Source organism: Enterobacter sp. DSM 30060 (assembly GCF_013375955.1).
GTDB lineage: Bacteria > Pseudomonadota > Gammaproteobacteria > Enterobacterales > Enterobacteriaceae > Enterobacter > Enterobacter intestinihominis.
Genome location: NZ_CP056118.1, coordinates 1,445,482 through 1,458,832 on the forward strand (window position 1 = coordinate 1,445,482; position 13,351 = coordinate 1,458,832).

Consider the following 13,351-nt stretch of genomic DNA (forward strand, 5'->3'; position numbering starts at 1 on the left):
TACAATCGCGGCAATTCACGATTAAGGACAAAAGCTATGACTAAGCATTATGACTACATCGCAATCGGCGGCGGCAGCGGCGGCATCGCCTCCATCAACCGTGCGGCCATGTACGGCCAGAAGTGTGCGCTGATTGAAGCCAAAGAACTCGGCGGCACCTGCGTAAACGTGGGTTGTGTACCGAAGAAAGTGATGTGGCATGCCGCGCAAATCCGTGAAGCTATCCATATGTATGGCCCGGACTACGGCTTTGACACCACCATTAACCACTTCGACTGGGATAAGCTGATCGCCAGCCGTACCGCCTATATCGACCGTATTCACACCTCGTACGATAACGTGCTGGGCAAGAATAACGTCGACGTGATCCGCGGCTTCGCCCGTTTCGTGGATGCGAAGACGATCGAAGTGAACGGCGAGACGATCACCGCCGATCACATCCTGATCGCCACCGGTGGCCGTCCGAGCCATCCGAACATTCCGGGCGCGGAATACGGCATCGACTCCGACGGGTTCTTCGAGCTGCCTGCTCTGCCAGAGCGCGTTGCTATTGTAGGCGCGGGTTACATCGCGGTTGAGCTTGCTGGCGTGATTAACGGCCTTGGGGCGGAAGCGCACCTGTTTGTGCGTAAACACGCGCCGCTGCGTAGCTTTGATCCGCTAATCGTCGACACGCTGGTTGAGGTGATGAACGCCGAAGGCCCAACGCTGCACACCAACGCCGTGCCAAAAGCGGTGGTTAAAAATGCGGACGGTAGCCTGACCCTGGAGCTGGAAGATGGCCGCAGCCAGACCGTTGATTGCCTGATCTGGGCGATTGGTCGTGAACCGGCCACCGACAACTTCAACCTGGCCGCAACCGGGGCGAAAACCAATGAAAAAGGCTACATCGTCGTTGATAAGTTCCAGAACACCAGCGTACCGGGTATTTATGCCGTTGGTGATAACACAGGTGCCGTAGAACTGACGCCGGTTGCCGTGGCCGCGGGGCGTCGTCTTTCCGAGCGTCTGTTTAACAACAAGCCGGACGAACATCTGGATTACAGCAACATCCCGACCGTGGTCTTCAGCCACCCGCCAATCGGCACCGTCGGCTTAACCGAGCCGCAGGCGCGCGAGCAGTACGGCGACGATCAGGTGAAAGTGTATAAATCGGCGTTTACCGCGATGTATACCGCGGTCACCTCGCACCGTCAGCCGTGCCGCATGAAGCTGGTCTGTGTGGGCCCGGACGAGAAGATCGTCGGCATCCACGGCATAGGCTTTGGCATGGACGAGATCCTGCAGGGCTTCGCAGTGGCGCTGAAGATGGGCGCAACGAAAAAAGACTTCGATAACACCGTGGCGATCCACCCCACTGCGGCAGAAGAGTTTGTAACAATGCGTTGATATTGATGCCCCTCTTCAAAGGGGCATTTTTTTAACATTCATAAATCGTTGCAAAACGAATGCTCCGAAAATCGTGATCTAACGCACATATCCCTCCACATCCACCGAAGCGAATGTCTACGCTTATAAGACGCCCGGAAAAACCTGTCTTTTAGAACACACAACCGGAGGTCCTTATCACCATGTTCAACCAGAAACTACAGGCTACCGAGAACATCGAGTTCGAGATTGCAGAAGAGCTGCGCTACGAGACCGATCCCTGCGAGTTGAAACTGGATGAAATGATTGAGGCGGAGCCGGAACCCGAAATGATCGAGGGGCTACCTGCCTCCGATGCCCTGACGCCTGCCGATCGTTATCTTGAACTGTTCGAACATGTGCAGTCGACACGGCTGTTTGCGGACAGCAAAACTTTCCCAGACTGCGCGCCGAAAATGGACCCGCTGGATATCCTGATCCGCTACCGCAAGGTGCGTCGTCACCGTGATTTCGACCTGGCGCGCTTTGTGGAGAATCACTTCTGGCTGCCGGAGGACTACAGCAAAGAGTATGTCTCTGATCCCGGCTTCTCCCTGAAAGAACACATTGATAACCTGTGGCCGGTGCTGACGCGCGAGCCGCAGGATCATATCCCGTGGTCGTCGCTGCTGGCGCTGCCGCAGGCCTATATTGTCCCCGGCGGGCGATTCAGCGAGACCTACTACTGGGATTCTTATTTCTCCATGCTGGGGCTGGCAGAAAGCGGTCGTAACGATCTGCTGAAATGCATGGCCGATAACTTCGCCTGGCTGATTGAGCGCTACGGACATATCCCGAACGGCAACCGCACCTACTACCTCAGCCGCTCCCAGCCGCCGGTTTTTGCCCTGATGGTGGAGCTGTTTGAAGAGGACGGCGTGCGCGGGGCGAAGCGCTATCTTGAGCATCTCAAGATGGAGTACGCCTTCTGGATGGACGGGGCGGAATCGCTGCTGCTCAACCAGGCCTATCGCAGTGCGGTGCGCATGCCGGATGGCTCATTGCTCAACCGCTACTGGGACGATCGTGATACGCCACGGGATGAATCCTGGATTGAGGACGTTGAAACCGCCCGTCATTCCGGTCGTCCGCCGAACGAGGTGTATCGCGACCTGCGCGCCGGGGCAGCCTCAGGATGGGATTACTCGTCCCGCTGGCTGCGCGATCCTGCGCGGCTGGCCAGCATCCGTACGACGCAATTTATCCCCATCGATTTGAACGCATTCCTGTTCAAACTGGAGAGCGCTATCGCCAATATCTCAGCGTCGAAAGGGGATAAAGAGACGGCTGAACTATTCCGCCAGAAAGCCAGCGACCGGCGCGCGGCGGTGAACCGCTATCTGTGGGACGAAGAGAACGGCTGTTATCGTGATTACGACTGGCGCCGTGAAGCCCTGGCGCTGTTCTCTGCGGCCAGCATTGTGCCGCTGTATGTGGGCATGGCGACGCATGAGCAGGCTGAACGGCTGTCCGATGCCGTTAAAGCCCGTCTGCTCACGCCGGGCGGTATTCTCGCCACCGAATATGAAACAGGTGAGCAGTGGGATAAGCCGAACGGCTGGGCACCGCTACAATGGATGGCGATCCAGGGGTTCAAGCAGTACGGCAACGACTCGCTGGGGGATGAGATCGCCTGGAGCTGGCTGCACACGGTAAACCATTACTACAAAACCCATCATAAGCTGATTGAGAAGTACCACATCGCCAGCAGCACGCCACGCGAAGGTGGCGGGGGTGAGTATCCGTTGCAGGATGGCTTCGGCTGGACGAATGGGGTGGTGCGGCGGTTGATTGGGCTGTATGGGGAGCCCTGAGTCTCACCCCTCACCCTGACCCTCTCCCCTGAGGGGAGAGGGGACTTAACGGTGCGGCCTTTTCTCCCTCGCCCCTTTGGGGAGAGGGCCGGGGTGAGGGGGAAAAATAATCAGCGGATCACTTCATAAATGGCAGTCTGGATGGACTGCCATTTTTTTGTGCTGGCATCGGGCTGCGTCTTCGCGCGGCGCGTTGCCATATCGGCGTCGTGCTGCTGACGTTTCACTACCGCCGGGACGGTACAGAATGCTTTCAGGTACTGCTTACGCATAGACGTCAGCGATTCGCCGTTCGCCATCGCATGGCTAAGCGTATTAATAAAGCGTCGGCAGGGCTTTTGCTCTGTCATTTGCAGGCGGTAGCGCAACATCACTTCCAGCACGTCATCGTAGCCTGCCGACAATGCCTCCTCCGTCCATGACATTTTCCAGTCCATGCCACCCTGCAAGAACAGGAGCGCCACGCGGGTATCGTTGCGGCTAATCGCTGAACGGAAGTTGTTTTCATCCCAGGTGACACCCATGCGCGTCAGCGTTTCTCGCGAGGAAGGCGTTTCGCGCATCTCCTGCACCGGCGCGGGAGATGCCGTGCTGGCCACAGTCGGCTGCGGTTTACTGCTGGTTACCAGCCAGGCTCCTCCCACGACAATCGCGATAACCATCACGCCAACCGCTCCCCACAGCACGCCGGAAATCAGCTGTTCGCGCTGCTCTGGCGTACGCGCGGCGCGCTGAGTCGGTTTCTCTATGCTGTCACGCACTTCAAACAGATCGCCGCCTGTTGTGCGGTCTATTTTTTGCGCCTTTTCCCAGAATGCATGCAGCTCGCTTTCATCCACCGCCATCAGCGCCGCCGGGTTAACGCGTGTCCGCCCTTCCTCAAACGCGCGCTGAACGGAGCGGGTGATCTGCGTGTAATAGCTGTCGAGCAGCTGGATTTGCGCCCCGCTCAACGGCTGCTGCACGGTGATGCTGTTGCGGATTTGACGGATATCTTCGAGGAAGGTTTGCAGGGTTTTGCGGGGTTCTACCAGCAGCGTCAGCATGTCCTGGGCGTTAAACAGCGACGCGTAGTAGCGGCTAAATTCTTTCTTATCCACCAGCAGCTGGGCCAGCTCACTAAATAACATGCCGCTCAGAACATCATTAATTTCACCGTTTTTCAGCCAGCGACGCACACGTTCAGCATTAAACAAGGTCTTAAGATGATTATTCAGCCGCACCGGATCGGGCCATGCCTGCTGTATCAATCCTTTTATCATCAGCTCAATGGCACGCACCTGTTTCTGCGCCTGGAGCTGGCTCGCCTTGTCTGGCACCCTCCCGGTATCGTAGGTCAGAAGGGGCTGTTGCAGACGCAGATATTCAAGGGATGTGACGAAGCGCATCGCCGCAATCAGCTGGTTTTCGCTGACATCCTGCCCGCTTTCATACTGGGGAACGCGCTGCTGAAGCAAGCGTAATTGCAGCGTAAAGGCCGTCATTTCCGCATCATTCAGGTTCAGCTTTCTGGCTACGGCACCCCACCCGCCCAGCCCCAGGCGGGCGCTATCCAGTTGTTCCAGAAACCAGCGTGGATCTTTTCCTTCAGAAACATGTACATTCAACAGAAGTAAGATTTCAACAGACGCCTGGCGGATCGCCGCCAGACAGTGTTCAAACTGTTCGCGGGTATGATGCGATGAGCTAATCATCATTGTTTTCCTTGAGAGACAATGAGTACCGCCAAAGCGGCATTAAAAGTCGTTTTTCTTTTTATTTATAGGAGGTTAAACATACCTGACTTTCTGTTGAAATAAAGTGACAACCCTATAATCATTTGCAATGTCTCCGGAGGATCGTCATGCCCGCCTTAACCACCGCGCGTCTCACCTGCTTGCCGCTGCAAGAGCAAGACTGGCCCTTTTTTCTGTCGCTACAGCAAAATCCTGACGTGATGCGTTTTGTCGCCCATGAGCGTAGCGAGGCTGACATTCGGGAGGCCTTTGTGTCTCGTCTGTTGCCGTGGGCACCGGGCAGCTCGCACTGGCTCTGCCTTGTGGTGCGTGAGACGGCCAGCCAGACGCCGCTGGGCGTAACCGGCTATGTGCACCGGGAAGCAGATTGTGCCGAAGTCGGTTTTCTCTTTGCGCCCTCTGCGCAGGGGAAAGGTTACGGCTTTGAATCTCTGCGGGCGGTGTGTGATTTCGCGCTGACCCAGGGCAATATCCGTCGGCTCACCGCGACCGTGACGGCGGGAAATATCGCCTCAAGGCGACTGCTGGAAAAAACAGGTTTTCAGCTGGAAGGTGAGTTGCGCGAGAGTTATTTCCTTTCAGGGCAATGGCATAACGACTGGCTATTCGGTTTACTGAAAAAGGAATATCCGTTCAGTAAAACCTGATCAACGGCCATTTGGCGGATATTCCCCGGGCTGTTTTCCCTTTATAGTTCCGCCATAAAGAGGAAACGCTTATGACGGGTTATGCAATGCAGATATCTTCTGCTGCAATCGCATTAATTAAAAAACAGCAGGGTCTTTCCCTGGAGAAATACCGTGACGAAAAGGGAATATGGGTTATAGGTTACGGTCACGTGATTCGCCAGTGGGAAAAATTTAACGGCCTCATCACGCCGACTGAGGCGGAGAATTTGCTTTTCAATGATATTCATTTATGTGAGTCGCTGCTGCGGGAAATGAACAAACGCCCATTAACCCAACAGCAGCATGATGCACTGGTATTAACGCTCTTCAGTTTTGGGGAAGATTCCCCTCTGCCAGAGAAGATCCTTCAGGCCGTCGCCCGGGTATAGTACATCGCGGCCTGCGTCCGGTTTTTGACATCAAGACGACGGAAAAGCGTCTCAAGATGGGCTTTTACCGTTGCCGCACTGATATTGAGATTACGACCTATCTCTTTATTTGACTCTCCGGCCGCCAGTAATTTCAATACCTCACGCTGGCGCTCACTTAACAATGACAGCTCATCATGAGAGGAGTGCTGGTTCATCCACTCGCCGGGAAAACAGACCATCCCTCGCGATACAGAATCCAGCACGGCGGAAAAGCGTTCGGGATTCGCATTACGAGGGATTATTGCTACCACGTTGCGCTGTAGCATTTGCTCAACCCAGCGAGGCTCTTTTTTCGTTAACACCAGCACCACGCGCGCTGTTGGAAAACGATTCATAATCTCTTCCGGTAAAGCCACACCGTTATCATGAATTAAATACCCATCTATCATGACGATAGCGGAAGGTGACGCGGATAAGTGTGCCCATAATTCATCAGTCTGACGAGTTTCTGTCAAATCTATTTCCGGAATTAATTTCTGCAAACTGCACTTCGCTCCATGAATAAATAATGACTGCCTGTCAAACATGATTACTCGCATCGTATTACTCCTCTGAGAATAGCGAAGGGGGATTCTACAGAGGCATTTTTTAAGAAAAAACTCAATGAATGGAGAGGTTACAATTCACCCAGCTCTCTTTATATCTTTCATCATTTAGACACACCTGCTTTAAGGATTTCCTTAAGAGGGTTCCCTCCCCCTTAAGTCTGAACATTACAGGAACATACCGCCTGAAACTTCAATACGTTGCGCATTCATCCAGCCCAGTTTGTCACTGAGCAACGCCGCAATGGCGTCACCGATATCATCGGGCAGGCCCACCCGTCCCAGCGCCGTCTGCGAGGCCAGCAGCTGGTTAAGCTCCGCATTATCCCTTACGCGTCCGCCTCCAAAGTCGGTTTCAATCGCGCCAGGCGCGATGATATTGACGGAAATTCCGCGCACGCCAAGCTCTTTTGCCTGATAGCGGGTCAGCACTTCCATCGCCCCTTTCATTGCCGCGTAAGTCCCTGAACCTGGCTGAGTAAAACGGGCCAGACCGCTTGAGACATTCAGGATCCGTCCTCCGTCTTTTATGAGCGGCAGCAGCTGTTGTGTGAGGAAAAACGGACCTTTGAAGTGAATATTCACCGCATCATCAAACTGCGCTTCTGTCGTCTCGGTATAGGGTGCGTATAACCCTGTACCTGCGTTGTTCACTAAATAGTCAAAGGTGTCACGTTGCCAGACGTGTGTAAGGGTTTCCTTCACCTGTTGAGCGAAGCGCGCAAAACTTGCCGTATCGCCGACGTTAAGCTGCAATGCTGCCGCTTTTCTACCTTTTCCCTCAATTTCGCGTACAACTTCCTGCGCCTCCTGCTGACTGCTGTTCCAGGTCAGGATGATATCTGTCCCTTCCGCAGCAAGCTTCAAAACCGCATTTTTACCCAGGCCGCGGCTACCGCCCGTCACTAATGCAATACGTTCACGCATAATTCACCTCGTTTCGACTGCGATGAAGATTGAGAATGAGCTTATTAGATGGTAGAAAATCAATAAATAGTGCCGCCAACGCTTCACTGTTTCATTTCAAACAACAATGACCCATATCTATGGATAAAATATACGCAATGCAGCTTTTTCTTCGCGTCGCGGAACTGGAGAGTTTTACCCGCGCGGCGGAGACGTTAAGCCTGCCGAAGGGGAGTGTCTCGCGGCAGATCCAGGCGCTGGAGAACGCGCTTGGCACTCAACTGCTGCACCGCACTACCCGCCGCGTCAGCCTGACGCAGGACGGCATGGTTTATTACGAACGCGCAAAAGATCTGCTGATGAATCTGGACGAACTGGACGGCATGTTTCTGCACGACCCTTCCACCATCAGCGGTCGGCTACGTGTGGATATGCCCGTTGCCATTGCACGAAATGTCGTCATTCCGAAACTGCCTGCATTTTTACAACAGTTTCCCGGCATTGAGCTTGAGCTAAGCAGCAGCGATCGTCTGGTCGATGTCATCCGCGAAGGATTTGACTGCGTGGTTCGCGTGGGAAACTTGAAGGACTCCGGGCTTATCGCCCGCCCGCTTGGGAAGCTTTCAGTGATTAACTGCGCCAGCCCGGATTATCTCACGCGATTCGGCTACCCTGAGACGCTGGATGATTTGGGCTCACACGCCCTCATTCATTACTCCGCCACGCTGGGCACCCGTCCTCTGGGTTTTGAGTATTTCAACGGCAGCGCGACCCAGTGGATAAAAACGGGAGGCGTTTTGACGGTTAACAGCACGGAAACCTACCAGGCCGCCTGTATCGCCGGGCTTGGCATTATTCAGGTCCCGCGCGTCGGGGTGCGTGATGCCCTGCGCACGAAAAAACTCGTTGAGATCCTGCCGCAATATCGGGCTGAACCAATGCCCGTCTCCCTCATTTATCCCCACCGCCGTAATCTCTCCCGTCGGGTGCATGTGTTTATGGAGTGGCTTACCGAACTCACAAAAAGTTACGTGGACTAGTCGCAAGCTATAATTCAGTAACATCCAGCTCAACGAAAAGGAAAATGCGCGTGACGCCGGAAAATAACCCGCAACGACCGACTCAACATTTAGATTATGAACCCATCAAAAAGATGGATAACGAGCCTGAAGCGCCGAAGGAGCCTGGAACGACCAGCAAAGCGCTGGGCACCGTGACCGGCATAGCCGAAAAAATTCAGCAGATACCCGCGATTGCTCACCTGATCCGCGCCGCTGAGCGCTTTAACGACCGCATGGGAAATCAGTTTGGCGCGGCGATCACCTACTTCTCTTTCCTGTCGATGATCCCCATCCTGATGGTGTCGTTTGCTGCCGCCGGTTTTGTTCTGGCGTCTCACCCGACGCTGTTGCAGGACATCTTCAATAAGATCCTGACCAACGTCAGCGACCAGACGCTCGCCACGACGCTCAAAAGCACCATCAATACCGCCGTGCAGCAGCGTACCACCGTGGGTATCGTCGGGTTGCTGATTGCGCTCTATTCCGGGGTTAACTGGATGGGCAACCTGCGTGAGGCCATTCGCGCCCAGTCGCGTGACGTCTGGGAGCGTACGCCGCAGGATCAGGAGAAGATATGGGTGAAGTATTTGCGCGACTTTATCTCGCTGATTGGTCTGCTGGTGGCGCTGGTCATCACGCTCTCTATCACCTCGGTCGCCGGTTCTGCGCAGCAGATGATTATCTCCGCGCTGTATCTGGACTACATTGAATGGCTGAAACCGGCCTGGCGCGGCATAGGGCTTGCTATCTCCATCTTTGCTAACTACCTGCTGTTCTTCTGGATCTTCTGGCGTTTGCCCCGCCATCGGCCGCGCAAGAAGGCGCTGATCCGTGGGACGTTGATTGCCGCCATTGGCTTTGAGGTGATCAAAATTGTGATGACCTATACGCTGCCATCGCTGGTGAAGTCCCCCTCCGGCGCGGCCTTTGGTTCGGTGCTGGGGCTGATGGCCTTCTTCTATTTCTTCGCACGCCTGACGCTGTTCTGTGCCGCGTGGATCGCCACCGCAGAGTATAAAGACGACCCACGCATGCCGGGAAAAACCCACCACTGATGTCCTGTCGGGCTGATATTTCAGCCCGATTCATCATTTCAGCATATAAATCCAGACCGTAACTTTTATTTAACTCAAAACCAGTTTTAATGACTGATATTTAAAATGTGTGAAGCATTTCATGGAAGTGTTTTCGCTGGCCTGAAAATTATCCGCTTTTTGTTGCTTTTATGACCATGTCACGCCTTTGTTACAGATTGAAATGTCGCTTTTGCTGTGCCTAATATGGCCCTTCGTTCGTCCAAAAATAAGAAAATATTATGCAAGCAACAGCCACCACACTTAACGAAGGGGCGGAACACGTTCCGGTCAACTCCCGCAATAAAGTCGTCGTCGCATCGCTGATTGGCACCGCCATTGAGTTCTTCGACTTTTATATTTACGCCACCGCTGCGGTCATTGTCTTTCCGCATATTTTCTTCCCACAGGGCGACCCGACGGCAGCCACGCTACAGTCTTTAGCTACCTTTGCTATCGCCTTCGTTGCGCGTCCTATAGGTTCAGCGGTCTTTGGCCACTTTGGCGATCGCGTCGGTCGTAAAGTGACGCTGGTTGCCTCGCTGCTGACGATGGGGATCTCCACCGTCGCCATCGGCCTGCTGCCGACCTATGAAACTATCGGCATTCTGGCGCCTGTGCTGCTGGCGCTGGCGCGCTTTGGTCAGGGCCTGGGGCTGGGCGGGGAATGGGGCGGCGCGGCGCTGCTGGCGACCGAGAACGCCCCGGCGCGTAAGCGTGCCCTGTATGGCTCTTTCCCACAGCTGGGTGCGCCGATTGGCTTCTTCTTCGCGAACGGCACCTTCCTGCTCCTCTCCTGGCTGCTGACCGATGAACAGTTCATGAGCTGGGGCTGGCGTATTCCGTTCGTCTTCTCTGCCGTGCTGGTGCTGATTGGCCTGTACGTGCGCGTGTCGCTGCACGAGACGCCGGTCTTCGCTAAAGTCGCCGCGGCGAAAAAGCAGGTTAAAGTTCCGCTGGGGACGCTGCTGACCAAACACCTCCGCGTGACCGTGCTGGGTACGTTCATCATGCTGGCGACCTACACGCTGTTCTATATCATGACCGTGTACTCCATGACCTACAGTACCGCCGCCGTACCGGTCGGACTGGGCCTGCCGCGTAACGAAGTGCTGTGGATGCTGATGATGGCGGTTATTGGATTTGGCGTGATGGTGCCCATCGCGGGCCTGCTGGCGGATAAATTTGGCCGTCGTTCAAGCATGATCGTCATCACCTCGCTGATCATCCTGTTCGCACTGTTTGTCTTCCCGCCGCTGCTGGGTTCAGGTAGCCCTGCGCTGGTGATGGCGTATCTGCTGATTGGTCTGAGCCTGATGGGGCTGACCTTTGGCCCAATGGGCGCGCTGCTGCCGGAGCTGTTCCCGACTGAAGTGCGTTATACCGGCGCGTCGTTCTCCTATAACGTTTCGTCTATTCTGGGCGCCTCGGTGGCCCCGTATATCGCCACGTGGCTTCAGGCGAACTATGGTCTGTTCTATGTGGGTGTCTATCTGGCGGCCATGGCAGCGTTGACGCTGATTGCGCTGCTGCTGACGCACGAAACTAAGCATCAGACTCTGTAAGCGAATGCCGGGTGGCGGCTACGCCTTACCCGGCCTACGATTCACATGTAGGCCGGGTAAGCGCAGCGTCACCCGGCAAGAACAGGCCACACCTTACTTCTTCATCTGCGACAAAATCGTCCGACACTGATTCGCTTCGCCTTCTGACGGCGAAATCAACGCCAGCAGCGCCGCCGCAGGGGTGACCAGCGTGGCGAGGGCGGCGGCAACCGCACCGCGCGCAATCAGCGGCCCGGCCTTCACGCCCGCCTGCGGATCTTTGAAGGTCCCGCGAACGTAGAGCGGCGAGCGCAGGGTGATGATGCGAATGCCTTTACTTTCCGGATCGATGGTTAAATCCAGCTGCTCGGACGCCATGCTGGCGGTACCGGTGATGTTGATAACCGCGTTTTCCGTGTCGAATGCGAAAATCTGCGGACGCGCCACACCGTTGACCAGGTCCACGTTTGCCGCCGCGCAGTTCACGCGCACTTCATCGTCTCCGAAGATTTGTCCGACGATGAAGTTACCGACGTTCAGCCCCAGGATTTCCATCAGGTTACGGCTCACCAGCCCGTCGTTCATTAGCAGCTTCAGGTTGCCGTTTCCGCTGCCTAACAGCGCGGCCACAGAGTTACCCGTGCCGCGAATGTCCGCATCGCCGTTCATCTCACCGAGGGTTTTCTGCATCAACTCCACGTCCGGCATCAGCTCTTTCAGCTTCAGACGACGCGCCTGGATCTCCGCCCTTCCCTGCATCGGCTTTTTATCCCCCTCCAGGTGGATATTCGAGGAAATGGTTCCCCCGGCCATGCCAAACTTCAGCGGTTGCAGGCGCAGATCGGCGTTTTTCAGGATGATATGGGTCGAGAGGTTGCTCAACGGCAGCGTGCTGCCATGCTCAATTTTACGTCCTTTGAAGCGCACGTCCGCATCCATTACGTCCCACTTGTCGGTTTCGAAGCGGTCATAGGGCAGCACTTTACCCGCAGGCTGAGCGTCCTTTTTGACCTCTTTTGACTTCGTGCCTTTACCCGAATCTACGCCAATCAGCGGACCAAGATCGGCCAGACGCAGCTGGCGGGATTCAACGTCCCCCTCCAGTTTCGGGCGCGGTTTTCCGGTGGTGTAGGTCAGCGTGCCGTGTATATCGCTATCGCCGATGCGGCCGTTGAACCCCCGGTAGTCAAAGACGGACGATTTTTCAGCGTCGATTTTTGCGAACAGCCGCCCGTCCGTTTCAAACGGCGGGGTATCCGGCAGCAGCACGCCGGTGAGATCGTACAGTTCACCCAGCGAATCCCCGGCAAACTTAAGCTGGAGGTCGACGCCGCCCATGTTCATCGGGTCGTTAACCGTGCCCACGAACGCCACGCGGGTATTGCCCGAGCGGAAGTCCGCCTGCACCGGGAATGGCGTACCCTCGCTCCTGAGCGCCAGCATGCCGCCGATTTTGCCTTTGCCGGTGAGCGGCTGGCCGTTGTAGCGTCCTTTCGCCGTCAGGCCGAAGACGTAATCGCCCGCTTTGCTGTCATCGCCTTTGGCTTTACTGCCCGTCACTTCGCTAAACGGCAGCGGCTTGCCCAGCGGATCGACGAGGATCTCCACGTCAGCCTTACTTACTTTATCGTCAATGGCGATCCGCCCCCGATCGAACAGAATATTGTCGAGGCGGAAAGACCACGAAGAGGGCTGCGCATTCGGATCTTTATCGCCGCTGCTGGCGAGATCGAACGTCCAGTTGTTGGTTTTCTCCGACAGGCGAATCAGCCGCGCGTCGGGCTGCTGAAGTTTGATCCACGGCAGATACACCGTTTTGGTTAACAGGGCTAACGGCGCCAGCGTGGCTTCCACGCGCGGCAGGTGGATCATGGTCACTTCGGGGATGTCCGGCGGGTTGCCAAGAATGATGTCGTCAGCGTGAACGTGCGGCCAGGGCACCCAGCTTCGCCAGCCGGTTTCCTCTTTCTGACGCTCCCACACGACCCCCAAATCGCCACGTATTGCGAAGGGGCGGTTTAGCTCGGTCGAGACTTTCTGGTTGATGGTCGGTTTGAGGCGGTTCCAGTCAAACGTGGCGATAATGATGATTAAGACCACGATCAGCAACAAGAAAATCCCTGCTGTCCAGGAAATCACCCTGGTTGTTTTTGTCATTGTTGTCCC

Annotated in this window: 11 protein-coding genes; 7 read left to right on the top strand and 4 right to left on the bottom strand. The window is 55.5% G+C overall.

The window, feature by feature from the left end:
* Window positions 1-36: 36 nt before the first annotated feature.
* Together gorA and HWQ15_RS06945 are read left to right on the top strand one after the other, a co-directional pair.
* Window positions 37-1,389 (top strand): glutathione-disulfide reductase, encoded by a 1,353-nt coding sequence (gorA, locus tag HWQ15_RS06940; protein ID WP_063149597.1) that lies wholly within the window; start codon window positions 37-39, stop codon window positions 1,387-1,389.
* Between the two features lie 182 nt (window positions 1,390-1,571).
* Complete coding sequence (locus tag HWQ15_RS06945; protein WP_022649711.1) at window positions 1,572-3,221, top strand: alpha,alpha-trehalase; 1,650 nt, start codon at window positions 1,572-1,574, stop codon at window positions 3,219-3,221.
* Between the two features lie 110 nt (window positions 3,222-3,331).
* Here the strand turns inward: HWQ15_RS06945 and HWQ15_RS06950 are convergent, their stop codons facing one another.
* Complete coding sequence (locus HWQ15_RS06950) at window positions 3,332-4,918, bottom strand: STY4199 family HEPN domain-containing protein (protein ID WP_063149596.1); 1,587 nt, start codon at window positions 4,916-4,918, stop codon at window positions 3,332-3,334.
* Between the two features lie 146 nt (window positions 4,919-5,064).
* Between HWQ15_RS06950 and HWQ15_RS06955 the strand changes: the two genes are divergently transcribed.
* A complete protein-coding gene (locus HWQ15_RS06955) occupies window positions 5,065-5,604 on the top strand; it encodes a GNAT family N-acetyltransferase (protein ID WP_022649713.1) in 540 nt (179 codons plus the stop codon).
* A 71-nt stretch (window positions 5,605-5,675) separates the two neighbouring features.
* Window positions 5,676-6,014: a lysozyme gene (locus HWQ15_RS06960; RefSeq protein WP_022649714.1), complete on the top strand. Its 339-nt coding sequence runs from the start codon at window positions 5,676-5,678 to the stop codon at window positions 6,012-6,014.
* Here the strand turns inward: HWQ15_RS06960 and HWQ15_RS06965 are convergent.
* Together HWQ15_RS06965 and HWQ15_RS06970 are read right to left on the bottom strand one after the other, a co-directional pair.
* Complete coding sequence (locus HWQ15_RS06965) at window positions 5,993-6,595, bottom strand: response regulator transcription factor (RefSeq protein ID WP_063216428.1); 603 nt, start codon at window positions 6,593-6,595, stop codon at window positions 5,993-5,995. The genes HWQ15_RS06960 and HWQ15_RS06965 overlap by 22 nt on opposite strands.
* A 174-nt stretch (window positions 6,596-6,769) precedes the next feature.
* Window positions 6,770-7,528, bottom strand: coding sequence for an SDR family NAD(P)-dependent oxidoreductase (locus tag HWQ15_RS06970; protein ID WP_023298834.1), 759 nt, complete (start codon window positions 7,526-7,528; stop codon window positions 6,770-6,772).
* A gap of 119 nt (window positions 7,529-7,647) precedes the next feature.
* Here HWQ15_RS06970 and HWQ15_RS06975 point away from each other — a divergent pair, with 119 nt between their 5' ends.
* The 3 genes from HWQ15_RS06975 to HWQ15_RS06985 all read left to right on the top strand — a co-directional run bounded on the left by HWQ15_RS06975 (window position 7,648) and on the right by HWQ15_RS06985 (window position 11,206).
* A complete protein-coding gene (locus tag HWQ15_RS06975) occupies window positions 7,648-8,547 on the top strand; it encodes a LysR family transcriptional regulator (RefSeq protein ID WP_032621978.1) in 900 nt (299 codons plus the stop codon).
* A 50-nt stretch (window positions 8,548-8,597) separates the two neighbouring features.
* Complete coding sequence (yhjD, locus tag HWQ15_RS06980) at window positions 8,598-9,623, top strand: inner membrane protein YhjD (protein ID WP_022649719.1); 1,026 nt, start codon at window positions 8,598-8,600, stop codon at window positions 9,621-9,623.
* Between the two features lie 260 nt (window positions 9,624-9,883).
* Window positions 9,884-11,206 carry an MFS transporter gene (locus HWQ15_RS06985; protein ID WP_022649720.1) on the top strand — a complete coding sequence of 441 codons (1,323 nt, stop codon included), beginning with the start codon at window positions 9,884-9,886 and terminating at the stop codon, window positions 11,204-11,206.
* A gap of 93 nt (window positions 11,207-11,299) precedes the next feature.
* Here HWQ15_RS06985 and HWQ15_RS06990 read toward each other — a convergent pair whose 3' ends face one another.
* Entirely contained in the window at window positions 11,300-13,342 is a 2,043-nt protein-coding gene (locus HWQ15_RS06990) for an AsmA family protein (RefSeq protein WP_063149595.1), read from the bottom strand.
* Window positions 13,343-13,351: the final 9 nt, after the last annotated feature.